Source organism: Hyphomicrobium sp., assembly GCF_041674905.1.
In the GTDB taxonomy this organism is placed as follows: domain Bacteria; phylum Pseudomonadota; class Alphaproteobacteria; order Rhizobiales; family Hyphomicrobiaceae; genus Hyphomicrobium_B.
The window spans coordinates 16,163-38,406 of sequence record NZ_JBAYUV010000030.1 but is presented as its reverse complement, the minus strand read 5'-3'; the positions used below and the strand labels follow the sequence as shown (position 1 = coordinate 38,406).

At 62.0% G+C, this 22,244-nt stretch carries 17 protein-coding genes; 6 read left to right on the top strand and 11 right to left on the bottom strand.

Features of this window, described 5'->3' with window-relative positions; all coding sequences use genetic code 11:
• Positions 1–74: 74 nt before the first annotated feature.
• Both WC026_RS12345 and WC026_RS12340 read left to right on the top strand, forming a co-directional pair.
• Entirely contained in the window at positions 75–2,531 is a 2,457-nt protein-coding gene (locus WC026_RS12345) for an ATP-dependent helicase (RefSeq protein ID WP_372711286.1), read from the top strand.
• A gap of 263 nt (positions 2,532–2,794) precedes the next feature.
• Positions 2,795–2,992, top strand: coding sequence for a hypothetical protein (locus tag WC026_RS12340; RefSeq protein ID WP_372711285.1), 198 nt, complete (start codon positions 2,795–2,797; stop codon positions 2,990–2,992).
• A 120-nt stretch (positions 2,993–3,112) separates the two neighbouring features.
• Here the strand turns inward: WC026_RS12340 and WC026_RS12335 are convergent, their stop codons facing one another.
• A complete protein-coding gene (locus WC026_RS12335) occupies positions 3,113–4,381 on the bottom strand; it encodes a molecular chaperone DnaJ (protein WP_372711284.1) in 1,269 nt (422 codons plus the stop codon).
• A 308-nt stretch (positions 4,382–4,689) separates the two neighbouring features.
• Between WC026_RS12335 and WC026_RS12330 the strand changes: the two genes are divergently transcribed.
• From WC026_RS12330 to WC026_RS12315, 4 genes are all read left to right on the top strand, one after another.
• Positions 4,690–6,153, top strand: coding sequence for a TMEM143 family protein (locus WC026_RS12330; protein ID WP_372711283.1), 1,464 nt, complete (start codon positions 4,690–4,692; stop codon positions 6,151–6,153).
• A gap of 5 nt (positions 6,154–6,158) precedes the next feature.
• Positions 6,159–7,034, top strand: a complete 876-nt coding sequence (locus WC026_RS12325) for a 50S ribosomal protein L11 methyltransferase (RefSeq protein WP_372711282.1) — start codon at positions 6,159–6,161, stop codon at positions 7,032–7,034.
• A 43-nt stretch (positions 7,035–7,077) separates the two neighbouring features.
• Positions 7,078–8,889, top strand: a complete 1,812-nt coding sequence (locus WC026_RS12320; RefSeq protein WP_372711281.1) for an aminopeptidase P family protein — start codon at positions 7,078–7,080, stop codon at positions 8,887–8,889.
• Positions 8,890–8,981: 92 nt separating this feature from the next.
• The gene (locus tag WC026_RS12315; RefSeq protein WP_372711280.1) at positions 8,982–9,176 is read left to right on the top strand and encodes a hypothetical protein; all 195 of its coding nucleotides are present in this window, start codon (positions 8,982–8,984) and stop codon (positions 9,174–9,176) included.
• Positions 9,177–9,203: 27 nt separating this feature from the next.
• On the opposite strand, the gene ligA is transcribed toward WC026_RS12315, so the two are convergent.
• The 10 genes from ligA to murG all read right to left on the bottom strand — a co-directional run bounded on the left by ligA (position 9,204) and on the right by murG (position 22,243).
• The gene (gene ligA, locus WC026_RS12310; RefSeq protein WP_372711279.1) at positions 9,204–11,342 is read right to left on the bottom strand and encodes an NAD-dependent DNA ligase LigA; all 2,139 of its coding nucleotides are present in this window, start codon (positions 11,340–11,342) and stop codon (positions 9,204–9,206) included.
• 97 nt (positions 11,343–11,439) lie between these two features.
• Positions 11,440–12,291: an outer membrane protein assembly factor BamD gene (locus WC026_RS12305; protein ID WP_372711278.1), complete on the bottom strand. Its 852-nt coding sequence runs from the start codon at positions 12,289–12,291 to the stop codon at positions 11,440–11,442.
• A gap of 209 nt (positions 12,292–12,500) precedes the next feature.
• The gene (gene lpxC, locus WC026_RS12300) at positions 12,501–13,445 is read right to left on the bottom strand and encodes a UDP-3-O-acyl-N-acetylglucosamine deacetylase (protein WP_372711277.1); all 945 of its coding nucleotides are present in this window, start codon (positions 13,443–13,445) and stop codon (positions 12,501–12,503) included.
• Between the two features lie 268 nt (positions 13,446–13,713).
• Entirely contained in the window at positions 13,714–15,330 is a 1,617-nt protein-coding gene (ftsZ, locus tag WC026_RS12295; protein WP_372711276.1) for a cell division protein FtsZ, read from the bottom strand.
• Positions 15,331–15,399: 69 nt separating this feature from the next.
• The gene (gene ftsA, locus WC026_RS12290) at positions 15,400–16,656 is read right to left on the bottom strand and encodes a cell division protein FtsA (protein ID WP_372711275.1); all 1,257 of its coding nucleotides are present in this window, start codon (positions 16,654–16,656) and stop codon (positions 15,400–15,402) included.
• A 10-nt stretch (positions 16,657–16,666) separates the two neighbouring features.
• On the bottom strand, positions 16,667–17,671 hold the full coding sequence (locus tag WC026_RS12285) for a cell division protein FtsQ/DivIB (RefSeq protein ID WP_372711274.1): 1,005 nt from the start codon (positions 17,669–17,671) through the stop codon (positions 16,667–16,669).
• Positions 17,659–18,612, bottom strand: a complete 954-nt coding sequence (locus WC026_RS12280; protein WP_372711273.1) for a D-alanine--D-alanine ligase — start codon at positions 18,610–18,612, stop codon at positions 17,659–17,661. Before WC026_RS12280 ends, WC026_RS12285 begins: the two co-directional genes overlap by 13 nt.
• A gap of 27 nt (positions 18,613–18,639) precedes the next feature.
• Complete coding sequence (gene murB / locus WC026_RS12275; protein ID WP_372711272.1) at positions 18,640–19,620, bottom strand: UDP-N-acetylmuramate dehydrogenase; 981 nt, start codon at positions 19,618–19,620, stop codon at positions 18,640–18,642.
• Entirely contained in the window at positions 19,620–21,056 is a 1,437-nt protein-coding gene (gene murC / locus WC026_RS12270) for a UDP-N-acetylmuramate--L-alanine ligase (RefSeq protein WP_372711292.1), read from the bottom strand. Before murC ends, murB begins: the two co-directional genes overlap by 1 nt.
• Positions 21,057–21,115: 59 nt before the next feature.
• Positions 21,116–22,243, bottom strand: a complete 1,128-nt coding sequence (murG, locus tag WC026_RS12265) for an undecaprenyldiphospho-muramoylpentapeptide beta-N-acetylglucosaminyltransferase (protein WP_372711271.1) — start codon at positions 22,241–22,243, stop codon at positions 21,116–21,118.
• Position 22,244: the final 1 nt, after the last annotated feature.

The following is a 22,244-nucleotide window of genomic DNA, read 5'->3' as shown; positions in this document are numbered from 1 at the left end:
TTGCTGTGACCGCGGCGCGCGTCACCGGGACGCGCCAGTTGTAGGATCAGCCCCGGTGGTTTAGGTCAGTCCACATGACTTCGACTCGCAAGCCGAACGCCGACATGGGCCCGGAGTTGCCGGCTGACGACGATCCGCCGTTCGACCTGCCGCAAGCTCCTGGAACAGCGAACGCTCCAGCTCAGCAGAACCATCGTTCCGACGAAATCCAATCGATCTCGGCGCGTGCCATCCAGGCTGCGCGCGGCGCGCCGACGTATCTCGACGGCCTCAATCCCGAGCAACGCGAAGCCGTCGAAACGACGGACGGCCCGCTGCTCGTACTGGCCGGCGCGGGCACGGGAAAAACCCGCGTACTGACGACCCGCATCGCCCACATCCTGGCAGCCGGGAAAGCCTATCCGTCACAGATTTTGGCCGTGACCTTCACGAACAAGGCGGCGCGCGAGATGCGCGACCGTATCGGCGGACTGATCGGCGGCTCGCTCGAAGGCATGTCGTGGCTCGGCACTTTCCATTCGATCGGCGTCAAAATTCTGCGCCGTCACGCAGAACTCGTCGGCCTGAAGTCCGGCTTCACGATCCTCGACACCGACGATCAGGTCCGGCTGCTGAAGCAGGTGATTGCGGCGGCGGGCCTCGATAAGGACCGCTGGCCCGCCCGCCAACTCGCCGGTCTGATCGACGGCTGGAAAAATCGCGGACTGACGCCCGACAAAGTTCCAGGCGGTGAATCGTTCTCGTTCGCCGCAGGCAAGGGCGCCGCCCTTTACGCCGCCTATCAGGCGCGCCTCAAAGACCTCAACGCCTGCGACTTCGGCGATCTGCTGCTCGAATGCCTGCGGCTCTTCCGCGAGCATCCCGACGTTCTCGCCGACTATCATCGCCGCTTCCGCTACATTCTCGTCGACGAATACCAGGATACCAACGTCGCACAGTACCTGTGGCTGCGGCTCTTAGCGCAAGGCTGCCCGAATATCTGCTGCGTCGGCGATGACGATCAGTCGATCTACGGCTGGCGTGGCGCCGAGGTCGACAACATCCTGCGCTTTGACAAAGACTTTCCCGGCGCCAAGGTGATCCGGCTTGAACGCAACTATCGCTCGACGGCGAACATCCTGGCCGCCGCCTCGGGCCTGATCGCCAAGAACGCCGGACGTCTCGGCAAGACGCTGTTCACTGACGGGTCCGCCGGTTCCAAAATCGGGGTCGCGAACTTCTGGGACGACGAGGCCGAGGCGCGCGCCATCGGCGAAGACATCGAGCAATTTCAACGCACGCACGAAAAGCTCAACGACATCGCCGTTCTGGTGCGGGCATCGTCCCAGATGCGCGCCATAGAAGACCGTTTCATCACGCTCGGCCTGCCGTATCGCGTCATCGGCGGCCCGCGCTTCTACGAGCGCCAGGAGATCAAGGACGCGATCGCCTATTTCGACGTAATCGCCAACTCCGCCAATGATTTGAAGTTCGAACGCATCGTCAACGTCCCGAAGCGCGGCCTTGGCGATACCAGCATCAAGCGCATCCACGAGCTTGCGCGCGCCCAGGGAGTTTCGCTCTATCTCGCGGCGCGCGAGATCGTCGAAACCGACGAACTCTCAGGCAAGGCACGCAAATCGCTTAGCGACCTGATGCAGGCCTTCGAACGCTGGCGCGGCAACCTCGATCACATGCGCCACACCGACCTCGCCGAGCTTGTACTTGACGAGTCGGGCTACACCGCGATGTGGCAGGCCGATAAAAGCCCGCAGGCGCAAACGCGCCTCGAAAACCTCAAGGAACTCGTGCGCTTCATGCACGATTTCGAAACGCTGCAGGGCTTCCTTGAGCACGTCTCTCTGGTCATGGATGCCGATCAGGGCAACGACGGCGATCGCGTTTCGCTGATGACGCTGCACGCCGCCAAGGGCCTGGAATTCGGCATCGTATTCCTGCCAGGCTGGGAGGAAGGACTTTTCCCGCATCAGCGCGCGCTCGATGAAAGCGGCAAGGCGGGTCTCGAGGAAGAGCGCCGCTTGGCCTACGTCGGCCTGACGCGCGCCCGCCGCCGCGCCAAGATTTCGTTCGCGCAGAACCGGCGCACCCACGGCCTCTATCAATCGGCGCTGCCGTCGCGATTTGTCGACGAGCTGCCCGAGGCGACCGTCGACGTGATCGAAAGCGAGATGCCCTATGGCGGACGCGCAACCTACGGTTACGGCAATCCGTTCGGACCAAGCCGTTTCGACCGCGCGGCCGGTTCCGAACCCTTCGGCTCCAATTACAAGACGCCCGGCTGGCAACGCGCTCAACAATCCTGGAGCAGCGGTCGCGATACGAAAAAACGCGCCCGGACACCGATCACGCTCGAAGGCGAGCTGGTTGCGACATCGACGGCCAACGCCCCGAATTTCCGCAACGGAACCCGTGTCCGCCATGAGAAATTCGGCGATGGGACGGTGACGCTCGTCGATGGAAATAAACTGACGATCAATTTTGATGACGGCTCGACAAAGCGCGTCGTGGCCAGCTTCGTTGACTGTATATAATTGAATTATAACAACGAAATACTCAAAATCGGTCTATTTTTCGCCGCAGGTTTCTTGTTGTTGCCGCATTTGCGTGACACAGTTTAACAGCTCGTTGAGCTGTGGGGGTTCATCAGCAGTTGACCGTTGTTTTGGCGCCGCATTCAGCCTGCGGCGGTCAAGGTTAGGTGTCTGCGTAGAATCCACGAGGTTAAGCGCGCGGGCGTGCAACCGAAGTGGGGAAACTTCGTTTGGGAGGGTAGAGTCCTTGAGAGGAGCTATCCATGAGCACTTACCGCTTTCCACTGAGAGGTAAGATCGGCATCGTCCGCGGACTTAACGACCAACTCGCCATGCGCCTCGGCATAGCGAAGCGGGGGCAAACCAAGCCCAAGGCTGCGGCGATTATAGTGCAAGACTTAGAACCGCTGACCGATGAGCAGATTCGCAATCTGCCGGTCGCCCATCGCTGCTCCGCTTAAGGCGCGTCGTCCGCGCCCTAGCTAAGTTTCGCGTCGGAAAGAAAATCCCAGGCCATACAAACGGCGCCGCTCAGATGGCGCCGTTCTCGTATCTTCGGTCGGGTTGTCATTTTTAACAGATTAGGCTGCCTCGACCTGAGACCCCTTCAGCAAATCCCAAGCCGCATTGATTTGCTTGATTCGCTCCTCGCGATGCCGTCGGTCGGGTTCGCTGCGCGCATGATCGGGATGCCATGACATCCGCAGCGCATCAACGACCTTCTTGACCGCCACCGGAGGCGCTTCCGGGTTGAGCCCGAGACTGCGATAGGCTTCGAAAATGGTCGAAGGGACGTCGGTGACCCGCGGCTTGGCGGCATCGTCCTTGCGCGACGTCCCCTGCACGATCCGCGTGATCCGATCGAGATCCCTCAGCATCGCGCGCAAAACCGTATTCGCACGCTTGTCGCCCATTTGATCCGCCCGTCGCGAGACGTCGGCGACGCGGCCTCGCAGCGCGTCGAGTTCCGTCTGCAGAACGTCGCGCAGAAGCAGATCAGCCGGCAGCGTCGCGATGAGAAGTTCTGTTTCGACGACGCGCGCGTGCACGGAATCCAATAAAATGGCCACCGCGTCATTGCCGCCGCGTCTTGGCGCATCAGCCGGTGCCCGCTCGAACAATCCGGAGACGCTCCGCTGGAACACCCCCCCCATGGCCGCGAACTTACGCCCCGCCGAACGCCATAACGTCTCGCGCGATGACTCGGAAAACTGCGCCGACCGCGCAAAATCGTAGGAGAGCGGCATCCGCCGGCGCGCCACGAACAGGCAGGCCGCCATCAGCGAGATGAGCAACGTCGAGATCACGCCCGCGACCTTGAACGCGCCTCCGGACGCGGACGCTTGCATTGCCGGATCGATGACCGTAACCCAGCGCGGCTCCTCGGCATCGTGAGAGATCGAACTCGTCTCCATAACACTGTCGGCCGAAAGCAATTGCGTCTCAACCTTCGGCAGACGCGTCGTGCGTCCGAAACCCGGCAATACGAAACGCCCCTTGAACCGGCTAACCGGTGCAAATCCCGACGGCAATCGCGCCGGGAGATCGACGCCGGCGGCGCGTCCGGCAGCGGCGACCTTACTCCACGCGATCTTCTGTCCGCCGCATGTAATGCTGAACTTATGGACCATCATCGTTTCGCAGCTGCCCGCAGCCGCGGAACGGCACGCCGAAAAGGGCATGTCTTCGCGAGACCCGATGATCTCATAGGTTGTAGGCTCAGCCGCCGTCAGGTGCGGCGTGCCGCGATCAATCGCGCACGCATAAGGCATGACGAGATCGTCGGCGCCGGCCGGCAACACTGCTGCAAAAGTCGAAATAACCAGAAGTAGTAACCGTAACGCCCCCATACGCGGCCCCCAAGAAGCACCCCCAACACGTCCCCGCTTAGCAATGATCCTAGCGTAACTCGGGTGCCACTGTGAGGATTCCGAAAGTTATGAACTGATTTCCCACATCGAGAGCTTGTGCTCTATTCCTGATTAAAGCAGGCGGGATTCGTAGAACCCGCAAAAAAGGCGCATCCGATCGCGATCGGTCATCTTTGCGTACGGAAGATTTGCGACTGCTCGACAAGCATTGCCGTATCGCTAAGAGGTAGGACCGCACGAGGGGTGGAATTTCGTCCGATAACGGGAATACGACGGGAGTTGCGTTGATGTCGGCAGATATGACGAATGGCCGCCTGCAGCAAAAGCAGGGGCTTTTTCAACGCCTTTATGATCTGACGGATCTCGACGCAAAGCCTGCGCCCGTTAGCGAAGGGCAAGCGGCGCGACGCGTTCACGATGTTCTGGCAGCCGACGATAAACGCAAACGCGAGCGCTTCATCCCCGTTACGAGATTTGCGCTCCTCGATCGCCTGACCTTGCCCTATCTCTGGCCTGCGGGCCAAGCCGCCGACGCGCGCCGCTTTTTCCGCTACCTAGACTACTGGCGCCAGCAGCAATATTTCGCGTTGCTCCTCGATCTCGAGCAGACCTACGAAACGTTCTCGCCCGATAGCGACCTGCTGATGACGCGCAACTTTTCTGACGACGACCGCGAAGCTCTCAAACATCGCGTGTTCGAAGGCGTGGAAAGCCTGCTTCAGCGCGCCAACTATGAGCGCATCGATCCGACCGACGTTGAGATGATCTTGACGCGCGACAGCCATTACGGGCTCGATCTGAACGTCGACATGAAGGCGTTTGAGCGCATCGTCATCTACTACCGCGGCGCGTCCAATCAGAAATACGAGCGCCGCAACATCCGGAAATTCCTGCGCAAGGAGGAGTTCGACGTCCCGATCTTCCAGCGGCTTTTCATCATGTTCAAGCTGAAGCCGTTCGAGGCGCGCGTCGACGAGGTGATGCGCGAAAAAGGATGCAGCCGCGCAAGCGCCGAGAAGTCGGTCGAACGCGCGCGCAGTCACATGCCCCCCGGCATCGCCGACAAGAACATCTATCTCAAGCTCTTCAAGAACATCCCGCGCACCGACGTCGAGATGATCTTCCCAAATACGGAGGTTCGCTTCCGTTCGTTCGACAAGCTGCGCCTCGGCGTGACGGCGGGCGGCGGCCTCGGAATGGGCGCGTTCGGAGCGGCCGGAAAAATCGCGCTTCTCGCGAGCAATCCGATCGCGGCCGTCGGCGCGCTCGCGGGCCTGAGCGGCATCGCCGCCAGACAGGCGATGGGGTTCTTGAACCAGAAGCAACGCTACATGGTCGTGATGGCGCAGAACCTCTACTTCCACACGATGGCCGACAATCGCGGCGTCATTCTCAAGATCGCCGCGCGCGGCGCCGAGGAAGACGTGAAGGAGGAGATGCTTCTCTACAGCGTGCTCGCCAAGGAAAAGTCGACGCGCGCCGATCTCCCATCCATCGACCTGGCGATCGAGTCGTATTTGTCGCGCACCTTCGGCATCAAAGTCGATTTTGAAATCGACGACGCCCTCGACCGCCTGATCCGCGACGGCATCGTCATTGAAAAGGCCGACGGAACATTTGTCACATTGCCGCCCGCCCAGGCCGCGAAACACATCGACGAGAAATGGGACCAGTTCCTAGACCACCTTCCCGATCCAATTCCTTCCGAGGGTTATGAGGTCGAAGGAAGGAACCCACCCCCGGCAGCTTGATATCCATGACGTTCAAAAAATTTGCGGCCGACTTCAACGATCGCGCGCAAGCGTACGCGACCGGCAATGCCTTGCAGGACTTTCTCGAGCCCCCGCCCGACGCCCTGACCGTTTTCGAAAACGGCCCGGATCGCTGGCGGGTCGAAGCTTATTTCGATGCAACGCAAGGTCCGCGCGACATCGCAGCGGAGCTTGACGGGCTGCTTCCCGAGCCTCTACCGGCCTTCACGGCTGAAGACGTTCCCGAGCTGAACTGGGTCGCGATCTCGCAGGCAGCACTTCCGCCCGTCCGCGCCGGACGTTTCACGATTCACGGCAGCCACGATCGCGATCGCGTCGCGCGCGGCCCCCACACAATTCTGATCGACGCTGGCGAAGCCTTCGGAACAGCTCACCACGCAACGACGCTCGGCTGCTTGCTCGCCATCGACCGCTTGGCGCGATCCCCCAAGTTCGACTCCGTTCTCGACCTCGGCTGCGGATCAGGAGTCCTCGCGATCGCCGTCGCCAAGTCGCTTCCGCATGCGCGCATCGTCGCCGCCGACATGGATGCCCAGTCCGTCAAGGTCGCAGCCGAAAACGTGCGCCTCAACGGCGTCGCCCGGCAGATCAAGGTCACGCAGGCTAGCGCCACGACCCATCCCGAAATCCGAAGCCGCGCGCCATTCGATCTCCTGATCGCGAATATCCTCGCCGGCCCCCTTATTCGATTGGCCCCCGACCTCGCCCGCGCCGTCACGACGGGCGGAACGCTCGTGCTGTCCGGAATTCTTATTCCGCAAGCGCCCGAGGTCGTCGCCAGCTATCTCGCGCAAGGGTTCACGCTGCTTCGGCATGATCGCATCACGGGCTGGTCAACGCTGACATTTGCCCGGCGTTAATTCGCCGTTGCCCGAGTCGCGACAGCCGCCTAGAACCTCGAATATGTTCCAGACATTCCAGCTGCAATCCGGACCCGATCACGTCGCCGAACGCACCAAAGCGTTGCGCGCGCTGATGGCCAAGGCGAAGCTCGACGCGGTGCTCGTGCCCCGCGCCGACAGCCACCAGGGCGAATACGTACCCGCGTGCGCCGAGCGTCTTCAGTGGCTGACGGGATTTTCCGGTTCCGCCGGTCTTGCGGTCGTCACGAAGAAATCCGCGCTGCTGCTGATCGACGGCCGCTACACCGTGCAGGCCAAGGCCGAAACCGACACCGACATCTTCGAGGTCTCGCTTCTGCCGCGCGCACGCTTGTCGGAGTGGCTTCTCGGCGCCCTCGGCAAGAACCAGACGATTGGCTTCGATCCCTGGAACCACACAGCGGGCGAGATCGCTCGTCTCAAGTCCGCGCTGGCGTCAAAAAAAATCAAGCTCAAGCCGCTATCTAAAAATCCGATCGATACGCTCTGGGGAAAGGCGCGTCCGAAACCTCCGGCCAATCCGGTCATCGCACAGCCGCTGACGTTCGCAGGCCGCGCTGCATCGGACAAGCTCGTCGACATCCAGGCGCGCTTGAAAGCCGACGGCCAGCACGCCGCAATCCTCACGTTGCCGGATTCGATCTGCTGGCTGTTCAACATTCGCGGCAGCGACGTCGCGCACAATCCGGTCGTCCTTGCATTCACTATCGTACCCGCGAGCGGCAAGGCCGAACTCTATATCGAACCGCAAAGACTGGACGCGGAAGCCCGCGCGCACGTCGCACCGGTCGCCAAACTGTTGCCGCCGAAAGCGATGGCCGAACGCCTCGCCGCGCTTAAGAAGCAAGGAAAGAAAGTTCGCATCGATCCGGAAACTGCGAGCTTCTGGCTTGAAATGAAGCTCGGCGCGGCCACGATCTCGCGCGGGCAAGACCCCTGCATCCTGCCGAAAGCCATCAAGACGGAAGCCGAAATCGCCGGAACACGCGCTGCACACGTCCGTGACGGCCATGCCGTGGCGCGCTTCCTCGCCTGGCTCGACGACAACGCGACGAGCGGCTCACTCGACGAGATCACCGCCGTGCGCAGGCTCGAAGCCTTCCGCCGCGAAACCAACATGCTGCGCGAAATCAGCTTTCCAACGATCTCGGGCTCGGGACTGAACGGCGCCATCGTGCATTACCGCGTCACCGAAGCAACCAACCGAAAGATCGAGCCGAACGAACTGTTCCTGATTGACAGCGGCGCACAATATCAGGACGGAACAACCGACATCACGCGCACGGTCGCCATTGGCACGCCCTCCGACGACATGACGCGGAATTTTACGGCCGTCCTCAAAGGTCACATCGCGATCGCGACGGCACGCTTCCCGAAAGGCACGCGCGGCATCGACCTCGATCCGTTCGCGCGCCGCGCTCTCTGGGCGATCGGCGAGGACTTCGATCACGGCACAGGCCACGGCATCGGAAGCTATCTCTCCGTGCACGAAGGCCCGCAGTCGATTTCGCGCGGAGGTATGGTTCCGCTGCAGCCGGGCATGCTGATTTCCAACGAGCCCGGCTTCTACAAGGTCGGCGCCTATGGCATTCGCATCGAAAATGTCGTGCTCGTCACGCCGCCGGAACAGATCGGCGACGGCGAACGGCAGATGATGGCGTTAGAGACGATCACGCTGGCGCCAATCGATCGCCGCCTGATTGCAGTGGATATGCTCGATCGGAGCGAGCGTGACTGGCTCAACGCCTATCATCAGCGCGTCTTCGAAACGCTCGCCGCCGGGCTCGACGGCCAGACGCGCGACTGGCTCGAACGCGCGACGCGTCCAATCTGAAAACCGATCCGGCGCGGTGTTCCGCGCGGAACCGCAAAATATCCGGCCTCCGTTTAGCGTCCTTACCCGAACGGACCTGGCAGGAGAGCCGCATGCACACGATCAACGAAATCACCGCGGCGCCGCATTTTCCGCGCGCACTTCTGCCGCTGATCGCCGCGACGGCAAAACCCGACGCGGTCGTATCCGTCGAGATAAGCCCCGCTGACGCAAGTGTTGACGTCGAAATCATCGAGCACGAAGGAAACATTCGCGTCGCCATCAGCGCCAGCCTATCCGGAGGCTGAAGTCCAGGCCGGTGATCTACGCCGGCTCTAGACTTGCCCGATCAGATCGATCCATCCGTCCTCGTCGAGCACGGACACCCCAAGCGCACGCGCCTTGTCGAGATTCGACCCAGCATCCGCACCCGCAACGACGTAGTCTGTTTTCTTCGACACCGAACCCGCCACCTTCGCGCCAAGACGCTCGGCCTGAGCCTTAGCCTCATTGCGCGTCAGCTTGGTCAGCGTGCCGGTGAAAACCACGGTCTTGCCCGTCACCGGCGAATTGATCTGCACGCGTTTGAATGCCGTTACGGTCACTTCTTTCAGCAGCGCATCGAGCTGTTCCTGATTGTGCTGTTCGCTGAAGAAGTCGATCAGCGCATCGACAACCGTTTCTCCGATACCTTCGATGTTATCAATGTCCTGATAGGCTTCGCTTTCCTTGCCGGCTTGTATCGCCGCGTCGACCGCCGACCGCAACGCTTCGAGCGTGCCGTAAGCCTTGGCAAGATCCTTGGCGGTCGTCTCTCCGATGTGACGAATACCGAGCGCAAACAGAAACCGGTCGAGCGGCACGGTCCGCCGCGCGTTGATCGCCGCAAACAGCTTGTTGACGGACGTTTCCTTGAAGCCGCGGACCTTCGTCAGCGGCTCGTTGGATTTTTCATCCCGCTTTTCGAGCGTGAAGATGTCGGCGGCCGACTTGATGCGGCCGGTCTCAAAGAAGAACTCGATCTTTTCCCCGCCGAGCCCCTCGATGTCGAAGGCATTGCGCGAAACAAAATGCTTCAGCCGTTCCTTGACCTGCGCCCCGCAGATGAGCCCGCCGGTACAGCGGCGAACGACATCCGCTGCGTTGCCGTCCTCATCCGCCTCGCGCACGGCGTGGCTGCCGCACACAGGACAGACTGTTGGAAACACGAACGGCTTGGCGCTCTTCGGCCGCTTGCCGCGCACGACCTCAACGATTTGCGGGATGACGTCACCCGCGCGCTGCACCACGACCGTATCGCCCTCGCAGATGTCCTTACGCGCGATCTCATCCTCGTTATGCAGCGTCGCATTCGAGACGACGACCCCACCGACCGTCACCGGCTCCAGCTTCGCGACCGGCGTCAGCGCGCCCGTGCGGCCAACCTGGATGTCGATCTTATTGAGAACCGTCGTCGCCCGTTCCGCTGCGAACTTGTGCGCAACGGCCCAGCGCGGCGAGCGCGACACGAAGCCGAGCCGTTGCTGATAGTCGAGCCGGTTGACCTTGTAGACGACGCCATCGATGTCATAGTCGAGCTTGGCGCGCTTGGCTTCGATGTCGCGATAGAATTCGAGGAGGTCTTCGGGCCGTCGCGTAATCCGCATGAGGGAATTGACCGGCAGGCCCCAGGCCTTGAAGGCGGCAACAACGCCGCGCTGCGTTTCCGACGGTAAGTCCGAAGCCGCGCCCCACGCATAGGCAAAGAACCGCAACGGCCGCTGCGCAGTGATCGAAGAATCCAGCTGACGCAGCGATCCGGCGGCCGCGTTCCGTGGATTGGCGAAGACCTTGCCGCCATTCGCAGCCTGCGCCGCGTTGAGCTTTTCGAAATCCTTATGCCCGAGATAAATCTCGCCGCGAACATCGATGACGTCTGGAATATCCTTGCCTTCGAGAACGTGCGGGATTTCCTTGATCGTCTTGACATTGGCGGTGACGTTCTCGCCTTCCGCGCCGTCTCCGCGCGTCGCCGCCTGCACGAGCCGGCCGCCTTCGTAGCGGAGCGAAATCGAAAGTCCGTCGATCTTCGGCTCGGCCGTGATTTCAAGATCGTCGCTCTCGCCGAGATTGAGAAACCGCCGAACGCGCTGCACGAAATCGACGACATCCTGATCGTCGAACGCATTGCCGAGCGACAGCATCGGCACGTCATGGGAAATCTTGCCGAACGCCGCGACGGGCGCGGAACCAATTTTCTCGCTCGGACTTCCGGCGCGTTTCAGCTCCGGGTGCGCCTGTTCAAGTGCGGTCAGACGACGGCGAAGCGCGTCGTAGTCGGCATCCGAAATTTCGGGCGCATCATGGCGGTAATAAAGAGCATCGTGGCGCTCGATTTCCGCGGACAACCGGGCGATTTCGCCGTCCACGCTTTGCTCCACCGGCGAAGCCGGGCGAGCCGCATCAGAAGCGCGCTTTTGGGTTTTCTTAGCCATCGTCGCCCGGGATTATACTGCGGAAAACAAAAAACGCGGCAGAAACCCACCGCGCTCTCAACCTTGAGACATTAAGAATTAAGCAGCCTCGGGAGCTTCAGCCGCTACCTAAACCCAATTTCGGCACCGACTTCCAGGCCTTGGAGAGCCACGAGCCGCTATCGTCGCGCGGGCCGACTCCGCCCGTCTGCAGCAAGGCGTAGGAATCCTTGTACCACTTGCTGTCCGGATAATTGTGCCCGAGAATCGCCGCCGCGTTCTGCGCCTCGCTGACAACCCCGAGCGCCATGTAGGATTCAACCAAGCGCGCCAGGGCCTCTTCGACGTGCGCCGTCGTCTGGTAATCGCTGACGACCGTCTTGAAGCGATTGATTGCTGCCACGTAATTATGCTGGTTGAGATAGTAGCGGCCGACATCCATCTCCTGCGCCGCAAGGTTATCCATGCAGATGCGGATCTTGTTGTCGGCGTCACTCGAATATTCGCTTTCCGGGAAGCGCGTCCGCAGGATCTTGAACTGCTCCAGCGCCTTGCGCGCCGCGGTTTGATCGCGGTTTGCCGTCTTCAGGTCATCGAAGTAGGACATGGCGATGATGTGATGCGCCATGGGCGCTTCTTTCGTGCCCGGATGCAGAGCGACGTAGCGCTCCGCCGACGCAATCGCCTCAGGAGTCTTGCCTGCGCGGTAATAGGCGTAAGCCGCCATGACAATCGATTTGCGCGCTTCCGGCGAATAAGGATGCTCACGATCGACGGCTTCGAACTGCTTCGCGGCGTCGTCGAAATTGCCGCTTGACATCTTTGCGTCGGCATTGGCGAACATTTTCGTTGGCGGATCGGGATTGAGCGCTGACGTATCGAGCTTGTTCGAGGCGCAGCCAGAACCCGCCATCGCAACGACAACGGCAATGGCGCCCAAAGCTCTCCTGAGGTTTCCCACGAATGTCATGCGCCGCGTACTTCCCACCCTGACCGCACTTCTTCGCTCACCGCAGACCGGTCGATGAACGAACGTCCGGATAACATTTCTCCGAGCGCTCTGAAAGACTAGTGCGAGTCCACCGAGCGCCCGAAACCCCAGAAAATTTTACCGGTGGATTGTGGTGCATTCCAGGCCGATACCGGCGGAGTACGCCGGTATCACAAAGCCTTTCAGGCCTATTCGGCGGCTGCGAGAGCTGCCGGAGCCGTGATCTGAACCGGCGAGCGTGTCGCACGCGTCTTGGGAGCCTGCACGACCGCCCAGTTCGATGCATCAGCGAAAAGGGCCTGAAGCACCATCGAATTCAGACGGTGACCGCCTCTGTAGGAACGATAAGCGCCGAGCAGCGGCATACCGGCAAGCGCCAGATCACCCACGGCATCGAGCATTTTGTGGCGGACGAACTCCTGGGGATAACGCAGCCCCTCGCGGTTCATCACTTTGCCGTCGCCGATCGCGACGGTGTTGGAAAGGTCGGCGCCCAGCGCCAAACCGGCTTTCCACAGCTTCTCGACATCGCTCATGAAGCCGAACGTGCGGGCGCGAGAGATTTCGTGACGGAAAATGCCCGGGCTCATCTCGTATTGCAGCCGCTGACGGCCAATCACGGGCGAGGTAAAATCGATTTCGACGTCCATACGGAAGCCCGAATAGGGCTCAAGAGACCCCCAGCAACCGCCTTCCTCGACGCGAACTGACTTCAGAACCTTGATGTACTTGCGGGGTTCCGAGAGCTCCCGGATACCGACCCGGTCGATAGCCTCGACAAATTCCGCCGAGCTGCCGTCCATGATCGGCACTTCTTTGCTGTCGATCTCGATATAGAGGTTGTCGATCGAGAGGCCACGCAGCGCGGCCAGAAGATGCTCGACGGTTCCGACCGTCGTACCTGCTTCATCACCAATAACGGTGCAGAGCGTCAGATTTTTGACATTGGCAACATGCGCCGCGATTTCCGAGATGACCCGTCCTCGTTTCGTAACGAGAAAGCGGAGCCCAGTATCAGCTTCTGCTGGATGCAGTGTGAGTGATACCGGAGCTCCGCTGTGCACCCCCGTGCCTGTCAACTGGATCTCGCGGGCAAGCGTGGTTTGCCGCGCACCGATGAATCGATTCGACATACAGCGCCGTCCCTCATTTATTGGCGGGCCGCTGCTCCCCAGCATTAATGCGGCCGACCACCCCCTGACTTGCGCGCTGTGCCTTCTTATTTTTGCCAGCCTGCCGACCTTGTTTGGCCGTGTCAGTGCTGTCTAAAGGTTCAGCACGAGAAGTCGATGCACAAAAGCTAACTGCTTCGCTTAACACCGACAAATCACGCTTTCTTACACTCTGTTACGTCTTGGCAACTCGGCTTGACGCTCTGTGCGTCTTGATGCAGGCGCAGTTTCAGCGCCGCTCTCTTCCACCGATAATCTGCTTCGCTCCCGCATCCATGTCATCATCGGACGACCGCGCGCCGTCTCTATGCTGACCGGATTTCACGCTGCGACTGAGATTCGCCAATCGTCCAAAAAGACCCGATTTTGCTGACGATTCTGCACGTCCGCCAGCGGCGCCGTGATGCGCGTTCCACTCCTTCTGCGCTTGCGGAGGAAAATCTTCGATCGCAGGAAGACGACGCGACGTACGCTGAAATTCTGTCGGCGCTTGTGGTTCGAAAGAATGAGTCGCACTCGGTCCGATGCCCGCTGACGGCAACGGCGGCGTTCGCAACAATGCATTTCCCGTGAGCGGCGGAAAATTCTCGAGCCCGTCCTCGATCATCACATTGCCGGGAGCGATCCAACTGTCGCGTTGAGTCGCGCGTGATTCGCTTTCGCCAGGATTAGAATAATTCTGGATAGTTGGCGCCGCAGGCTGCAACGCTTCCGCAAGTCGACGCTGTAGATCTCCCGGTGGCGGCGGCACGGCACCGCTGTTTTGCGCCGTGAACGTTTCAGCATGCGCCGCAGACTGAGCGACGCGCGCAACCGGACCCGGCGCTTGATTGGGAGCAAGCCCCGGCTGCTGCGCGCGCGGCGCTGCGAACTGCTCGTTCGGGCGATTCATGCCCGAAGCGACGATCGAAACCCGGATTCGATCTCCGAGCTGCTCGTCAAAAGTCGCCCCGACAATGATGTTGGCCTCGGGATCGACTTCCTCTCGAACGCGGCTTGCTGCCGCATCGACCTCATAAAGGGTCATGTCGCGCCCACCCGAGATCGACAACAGCAGTCCCCGCGCGCCGCGCAGCGTCACGTCGTCGAGCAGCGGATTGGCGATGGCTTCCTCAGCGGCATGAACGGCGCGCCGCTCGCCCGTCGCCTCGCCCGTTCCCATCATCGCCGCGCCCATATTGCTCATGATGGTGCGAACGTCGGCAAAATCGAGGTTGATCAAACCTTCCTTCAAAACCAGCTCGACGATGCAAGCGACGCCCGAATAGAGAACCTGGTCGGCCAGCACGAACGCTTCCGCGAACGTCGTGCGCTCATTAGCGATCCGGAACAGGTTCTGGTTTGGAATGACGATCAGCGTATCGACGTGCTGGCGCAGCGACTGCACGCCGGCTTCCGCGATGCGCATCCGCCGCGCGCCTTCGAAGGCGAACGGCTTGCAGACGACCCCAACTGTCAACGCCCCGACCTCGCGCGCCGCTCGTGCGATGACCGTCGCGGCACCCGTGCCCGTTCCGCCGCCCATGCCGGCGGCGATGAAAACCATATGCGATCCGGCGATATGGGAGCGAAGCTCGGCGATGGCTTCCTCGGCCGCGGCCTCTCCGATCTCCGGGCGCGATCCAGCGCCGAGCCCCTCAGTCAGATTGGCTCCGAGCTGGACCCGGTATTCCGCGCTCGACGCCGCGAGCGATTGCGCGTCGGTGTTGGCGACGACGAACTCGACGCCTTGCAGCCCGGCCGCGATCATGTTGTTGACCGCGTTGCAGCCCGCGCCTCCGACCCCGATGACGGTCAGCCTCGGCTTCATATCGACCAGCGTCGGCAGTTGCAGCTTGATGCTCATGGCACCCTCAAAATTGACAATCGACGACGTCGCTCCGGAACGGCTCCGGCACCTTAATCAGACCGGAAATCAGAACGCGTGCTTCAACCACGTTCCGACACGGCCGAGATATCCTTGCTTCAAACCCTTGCGCTGAGATGGCGTACTCAATTCATTGCTCCCTCGGGCGCTGAGAATCGCGAGACCCGAAAGCGTCGCGAGCTGCGGTCCCCCAAGACTAGCGTTGAGGCCGACGAGATCCTGAGGCCGTCCTACGCGCACGTGCCTGCCGAATTCATTGGCGACGAATTCCGAAAGTCCGAGAAGTTGGCTGGCTCCGCCCGTCAGAACGATCTTGTCCCCCGCAAATCGGGCCGCCGCATTGAGCGCCAAACGCTCGCGCACGAGTCCCAAGAGCTGTTGCACGCGCGGCCGGATGATCGCCGTCAGCCGCGCCTTGGTGGTTTCGAAGCTTCCCTCGTCTTCCTCTCCGGCCACCGGATAGGAAATCGATTCGTGCTCGTCGGACTGGGCATTGAGCAGTGTGCCATAAAGCGTTTTGATTCGCTCGGCTTCTGCGAGTGGCGTCTGCAACGCCCTGGCGATGTCATAAGTCAGATGCTGACCGCCGACCGGGATCGCCTCGACGCCTGCAAACACGCCATCGGCGAAAAGCGCGACCGTGGTCGTTCCCGCACCGAAATCGATGCATGTCACACCGAACTGCCGCTCTTCTTCCGTCGTCACGGCCAAAGCGCTCGCATACGGCGAGGCAACGAGGCCGTCACATTCCGCGTAGCAGCGATCGATGAGGACCAGCAGGTTGCGCAACGGCCCTTCGTCGGCTGTCACGGCATGGAGTCCAGCCGCGAGACGGCGCGCGGAAAACCCGATCGGATCGCGCACGCCGCCGACACCGTCGAGCTCGTAGCCCAGCCGGTTGAGATGCAAGAGCGTGCGGCCGTCGCGCTCGGCATAGCTTTCGCCGGCCGCCATGAGCCGCTGAAGATCGTCCTGCGTGACGCGGCCGGTCTCGACGTCGATACGCGCCGTGCAATGCGCCGAGGCGAGCCGTCCGGCCGCAACCGAAACCGTGTAATTCCCGACCGAAACACCGGCAGCGCGCTCGGCTTGCGCGAGAACCGAGCGAACGACCGACTCGGCCTCATCGAGATCGGTCAGCACCCCGGCTTTGACGCCGCGCGACCGTTGCAGGCCGAGGCCCGCAAGCCGCAGCGACGGCTCCGACAGAGATGGTCCATGCTCGGCCACCATGACGGCGGCGACCGTTTTACTGGTGCCGATGTCCAGAAGCCCGAATGTCCTATACGTGCGCCTATCAGCCATGGACATCCTGCTATCGTGAGCTGACGGTAAGGGGTGGCCCGGCGGAAGACTCCAGGGCGGCGGTTTGTGCAGGCTTGCCGTCGGCGGCGCGCATCGCGATCCGGCCGGGCGTGCGCACATCGATGATCATCGGCTTGCCTTTAAGCGCAGGCGCCGCGGCGGCAGAACCCGCAATTTCCTGCATGCCCTCGATTTCGCGGTCGGCGCCAAGGTCGATCATCGTTCCGCTCTTGAGCACGATGCGCCAGCGCCTCTCGGCGATGCGCTCGCCATAGGCGTATTGCTTTTCGATGTCGGGATACTGCCGAAGCGCGGCGAGCATCGGCGTCGCCTCATCGGTCGCGCCTTCACCGACGACGCGCGGCAAGGCCCAAGTGCTTGCAACCGGCATCGGCCCGAGGACGCGGCCCGTCGCATCGACGAGATACGTCTCATTGCCCCGCGTCCAGACGATCGCCGGAGTTCGCTCGCGAACGACGATATCGAGCGTTCCGGGAAAAACGCGCGTGATCTGTGCCTTGTCGATCCAGGGAATGCGCTCGATGCGCTTCAGCGCCGCTTCCGAATCGAACGCCGCGAACGTCCGCACGTTCGTGAGATCGATCGCATCGTAGATGTCGTTATCGGAGGCGAAGTGCTGCCCGGTGACATTGACCTGGTTGATGCCGAAACCGGCCGCAATCGTCAGCGCCGTCACGTTCTCCGCCACCGCATGAGACACGTTGACGAACGTCGCGCGATTGAGCGGCAGCATAAGCGCCGCCGCGCCGGACGCAGCCAGAAGCGCGCCCATCGAAAAAGAATATCTCAGCCAGCGCCGGGTCGCGCGCCGCGATCTCCGCACCCGCCGTTCGCCGCGCGGAATTTTGAGCGTCATCTCGGAACGCCTGGACGCGGGCCGTGAAACCGTGCTGATCGTCTTGGGAACGTCGAAGGTCTGGACAGCTTTCGGCTCCGGCGTTGGCGCTTCCTGCGCCCGCCACCAGAACCGTTGCTTGCCCGCTACCTGTTGCAACTCGCGTCCTCGACCATCCATCGGACGAGGTCACCGAACGACCAGCCCGCATGACCCGCCAGCTCAGGCACGAGGGACGTTCCCGTCATGCCTGGTTGCGTGTTCACTTCAAGACAGATCAGTTCGCCGGTTCCACCCGCCGTATCGTCAAAACGGAAATCCGCCCGCGACACGCCTCGGCAGCCCAGCGCCTGATGCGCCCTTAACGTTAAGGAACGGACTGACTGGTAAACATCCGGTAAAAGTTGTGCCGGCAGCTCGTGCTTAGAGCCGCCAGGACCGTATTTCGATTCATAATCGTAGAAAGCGAGCCCTCGGAGCGGCACGATTTCAATGACGTCCGTCACGAAATCTCCAATGACAGCACAAGTTAGCTCGCGTCCGGCGACGTAGCGCTCGACCATCACGATCTGGTCGAGAGAGCCCCCGGCGGCAACCGAATTCGGCGGCCGCTCGGCTCCGGGCGGCACGATGATGACGCCGACGCTCGAGCCTTCCATTGGCGGCTTCACCACGTAGGGCGGAGGCATGACGTGGCGTTCCAGAGCCTCGCGCCGCGTGACGAGCTTGGCTTCGGCTACGGCGACACCCGCAAGCTTCATGACGTCCTTGGCGCGCTCCTTGTGCATCGCCAGCGCCGACGCCAGAACTCCCGAATGCGTGTAGGGGATCGCCAGCAATTCGAGGACGCCTTGCACGCACCCGTCCTCGCCGAACTTTCCGTGCAGCGCATTGAAACAGACGTCCGGATTGATGGCTTCGAGCTGACCGGCGAGATTGCGATCGACGTCGATTTCGGTGACGCGGTAGCCTTCCTCGCGCAGCGCTTCACCGACGGCCGCACCGGAGTTCAGGCTGACGTCACGCTCTGCGGACAGACCGCCCTTGAGAACGGCCACGTGATCGCGTGTGCGCTTTGGCACGACGCCGAGTGTTGTCATGGCTCGTTTCCCACCATTTCCTGATGCCTAAGATTGGGCTTGATCGACCGTATTATCCAAGATCGCCAGCACTGCGCCGACCGAAGAACCCGGTCGTGGATTCCCGACGCGGATGATTTCCCAGCTCAGCGTAACACCGGATTTCGCTTGGACGCGCGCTCTGACCGTTTCGCCAAGCCGTTCGACGTCTTCGCCCGACGCCTGCCGGTCGTTGATCAGAAAGTTGCAATGCATCTCGGACACTTTCGCGCCACCGACGCGTAAGCCGCGGCATCCCGCCTCGTCGACGAGTTTCCAGGCGCTGTATCCCGGCGGATTTTTGAACGTCGAGCCGCCGGTCCGTTCTTTAATCGGCTGATTCTTCTCGCGGTACTCCGCGACCTCATCCATCTCTTTCAAGATTTCAGCCGGATCGCCCGGAGCGCCTTGATACGTCGCCTCGGTGAAAATCCATGTCTCTGGTATAGCCGAATGCCGATACGTGAAACCCATGTCGGCAAGCGTCAGGACATGAACATTGCCTTCCGGATCGACAGCGCGCGCCCCGACCAGACAGTCTTTCGTCTCGCGCGCATGAGCGCCCGCGTTCATCCGCAGCGCGCCGCCGATCGATCCCGGAATGCCCCGGTAGAACGCCAGCCCGCTGATGCCGGCTTCGGCCGCCGCGCGCGCAACTTTGACGTCCGGAACCGCAGTCCCGGCGCGCAGCCGTCCGCCCTCTTCGACCTTGATCTCGCCGAACCCACGGCCGAGCCGGATCACGACTCCCGCGACGCCGCCGTCACGCACCAACAAATTCGACCCGAGCCCGATGACGAATACCGGCAAGTCGCGCGGCTTGCGCTTCAGAAAATAGGCGAGGTCCGCTTCATCGGCCGGTGTGAACAGTACCTGCGCCGGACCGCCGACACGAAACCATGTGATATCCGCGAGCGAGGCATTCGCGATCAGACGTCCCCGGAGTTCCGGCATCAGCGCGCGCAGGCCGCTCGTGATGTCGTCGAACATCAGGCCGCGCTCCCTGCCCGCTGCGCCGTGCCCGCGAGCCAGTCCGGCAACGCATGCGCCCAATCCGTCGAATTGCCCGCGCCAAGGCAGACGACGATATCGCCCGGAACGGCGACGCGCTTGATCGCCGGAGCAATCGCCACCGGTTCGTCGACGGCTTCGGCCGAACGCCGTCCGGCTGTTGCGATCCGCGCCGCAAGCGTCTGATTGTCGATCCCCGCGATCGGAGCTTCGCCCGCCGTGTAGAGCGGCGCGACGATGACGTGATCGGCATCCTTGAAGCAGCGCGCGAAATCCTCGAACAGGTCCCGCACGCGTGTGAAACGGTGCGGCTCGACGACCGCGATCACCTTGCCCTTGGCGCCTCCACGCGCAGCTGCCAGAACAGCCGCGATTTCAGCCGGATGATGGCCGTAGTCGTCGTAGATGCCGACGCCGTTCCATTCGCCTGTGAACTGGAAGCGGCGTTTGACGCCGGAGAACCCAGCCATCGCGGCCTTGATCTTCGCGTCTTCAAGACCCGCCTGCGTCGCGACCGCAATCGCCGCGAGCGCATTCAGCGCGTTGTGCGCGCCGGGGATCGGCACCGACCAATCGCTGAGCTTGCGTGCGCCACCCTTGACCTGCGCCGTCAGCGTCGCGTCGAAATACGTCGTGTTGCCATCGATGCGGATCGACTGCAGCACAAGATCGGCGTCCTGGCTCTGCCCATAGGTCAAAAGCCGGCGCCCGTCGGCGCGCAGATTCAGCCGTTCGATCATGTCGCGCACAACCGGATGATCGATGCACGCAACGGCGAGTCCGAAGAACGGGATGTTTTTCAGGAACGCTTCATATTCGCGATGCATCGCCTCGACCGAGCCGAAATAGTCGAGATGCTCGGGATCGATGTTCGTCACGATGCCGATCTCGGTCGGCAGCCGCGTGAACGTGCCGTCGCTCTCGTCGGCTTCGACGATCATCCACTTGCCCTGGCCGAGCCGCGCGTTCGAACCCCACGAATTGATGATGCCGCCGGTGATGACGGTCGGCTCCTCGCCGGCTTCGGTAAAAATATGCGAGAGCAGCGACGTGGTCGTCGTCTTGCCGTGCGTGCCGGTGACGGAGATCGTCGAATAGAGCCGCATCAGCTCGGCGAGTATCTCGGCGCGGCGAATGATCGTCAGGCCCTTCTGGCGCGCCGCGATCAATTCCGGATTGAATGGCTTCACCGCCGTCGAGATCACGACATAGCGCGCCCCGATCAGATTGACCGGATCATGGCCGACGAAAACCCGGATGCCCTTCGACCTCAGCCGCCGGACGTTGGCGCTTTCCTTCTGGTCCGAGCCCTGCACCGTGTAGCCCTTGGCGACCAAAATTTCGGCGATGGCGCTCATGCCGATGCCACCGATGCCGATGATGTGGAACGGGCCTATGTCGCGCGGCATTTGCATGAAAAGAGGTATCCTCGTGAAGCCGGAGCCGCGCTCCGAAAAGTCTCGCGTAATGATACTCACGATGTGCGATTTCCCCCCGGACGACGACCCTCCGCAAGAGCCAATGCGAAATCGGCTAAATTACGAACGGCGTCCGGCCGCCCCGCGTTTTTAGCCGCCTTGGCCGTTGCCGCAAGGGTATCGGGGGATTTTAGAAGCTTTTCGAGTTCATCGGCGAGGCGCTCGGGCGACAGATTGCGCTGCTCGATGCACCAGGCCCCGCCAGCTTCCTCGAGGCGCCGGGCATTGTTCAACTGGTCGTTGTCCAGCGCGTGCGGCAGCGGCACGAGGATGGACGGCCGCCCGATTGCGGTCAATTCCGCAACCGTCGATGCGCCCGCCCGGCCAATCACAAGATGCGAATCCGCCATCCGCGCCGGCAGATCGGTGAAGAACGGCGCGACGTCGGCATCGATCCCGGATTCGCGATAGGCGGTTTGTACGCGCTCGATGTCTTCTTCGCGCGCTTGCTGCACGACGCGCAGGCGCTTGCGCATCCCATCCGGCAGCGCGAACAGCGCCAGTGGCACGATATCGGAAAGGAACCGCGCGCCCTGGCTACCACCAAAAATGAGGATGCGAATGGGGCTGTCCGGCAGCGGCGGCAGGAAACCGATCGCCGCCGCTTCGAGCACCGCCTTGCGCACCGGATTGCCTGTCAGAACGACTTTCGCGGCAAGCGCCCCGTCGAGAAACTTCGTTCGCTCGAACGTCGTCGCGATGGCGTTCACCCGCTTGGCAAGCATTTTGTTGGCGCGCCCGAGCACGGCGTTTTGTTCATGAATGGCCGTCGGAATTCCCCTGAGCCGCGCCGCGACCAGAGGCGGGAAGGTCGGATAACCGCCGAAGCCGATCACCGCATGAGGTTTCGCCTGTCCCAGAAGCCGCAACGCGGCGCTCGTGCCACGCGCAAGCGCGAACACGGTCGCGGCGATATCGCGCGGCGCGCGCGACGCCAGCGTCGCCGAGGGCACCTGATAAATCTTCCGCGCCGGAAATCCGCCGCCGTATCGGTCGCCGCGCATGTCGGTAATCAGATCGACGGCGACGCCCCGCCGCCCAAGCTCTTCGGCGAGCGCGAATGCCGGAAACAGATGGCCGCCCGTTCCCCCGGCAGCCAGCATGATCGATTGTATGCCGCTCATT

Coding starts and splice junctions, on each gene's coding strand:
- murG (WP_372711271.1), bottom strand. CDS start 22,243: ATGAGCGGCATACAATCGATCATGCTGGCTGCCGGGGGAACGGGCGGC.
- murB (WP_372711272.1), bottom strand. CDS start 19,620: ATGTTCGACGACATCACGAGCGGCCTGCGCGCGCTGATGCCGGAACTC.
- WC026_RS12315 (WP_372711280.1), top strand. CDS start 8,982: ATGCACACGATCAACGAAATCACCGCGGCGCCGCATTTTCCGCGCGCA.
- WC026_RS12335 (WP_372711284.1), bottom strand. CDS start 4,381: ATGGGGGCGTTACGGTTACTACTTCTGGTTATTTCGACTTTTGCAGCA.
- WC026_RS12280 (WP_372711273.1), bottom strand. CDS start 18,612: ATGACAACACTCGGCGTCGTGCCAAAGCGCACACGCGATCACGTGGCC.
- ligA (WP_372711279.1), bottom strand. CDS start 11,342: ATGGCTAAGAAAACCCAAAAGCGCGCTTCTGATGCGGCTCGCCCGGCT.
- murC (WP_372711292.1), bottom strand. CDS start 21,056: ATGCAAATGCCGCGCGACATAGGCCCGTTCCACATCATCGGCATCGGT.
- WC026_RS12305 (WP_372711278.1), bottom strand. CDS start 12,291: ATGACATTCGTGGGAAACCTCAGGAGAGCTTTGGGCGCCATTGCCGTT.
- ftsZ (WP_372711276.1), bottom strand. CDS start 15,330: ATGAGCATCAAGCTGCAACTGCCGACGCTGGTCGATATGAAGCCGAGG.
- WC026_RS12320 (WP_372711281.1), top strand. CDS start 7,078: ATGTTCCAGACATTCCAGCTGCAATCCGGACCCGATCACGTCGCCGAA.
- WC026_RS12340 (WP_372711285.1), top strand. CDS start 2,795: ATGAGCACTTACCGCTTTCCACTGAGAGGTAAGATCGGCATCGTCCGC.
- WC026_RS12325 (WP_372711282.1), top strand. CDS start 6,159: ATGACGTTCAAAAAATTTGCGGCCGACTTCAACGATCGCGCGCAAGCG.
- ftsA (WP_372711275.1), bottom strand. CDS start 16,656: ATGGCTGATAGGCGCACGTATAGGACATTCGGGCTTCTGGACATCGGC.
- WC026_RS12330 (WP_372711283.1), top strand. CDS start 4,690: ATGTCGGCAGATATGACGAATGGCCGCCTGCAGCAAAAGCAGGGGCTT.
- WC026_RS12345 (WP_372711286.1), top strand. CDS start 75: ATGACTTCGACTCGCAAGCCGAACGCCGACATGGGCCCGGAGTTGCCG.
- lpxC (WP_372711277.1), bottom strand. CDS start 13,445: ATGTCGAATCGATTCATCGGTGCGCGGCAAACCACGCTTGCCCGCGAG.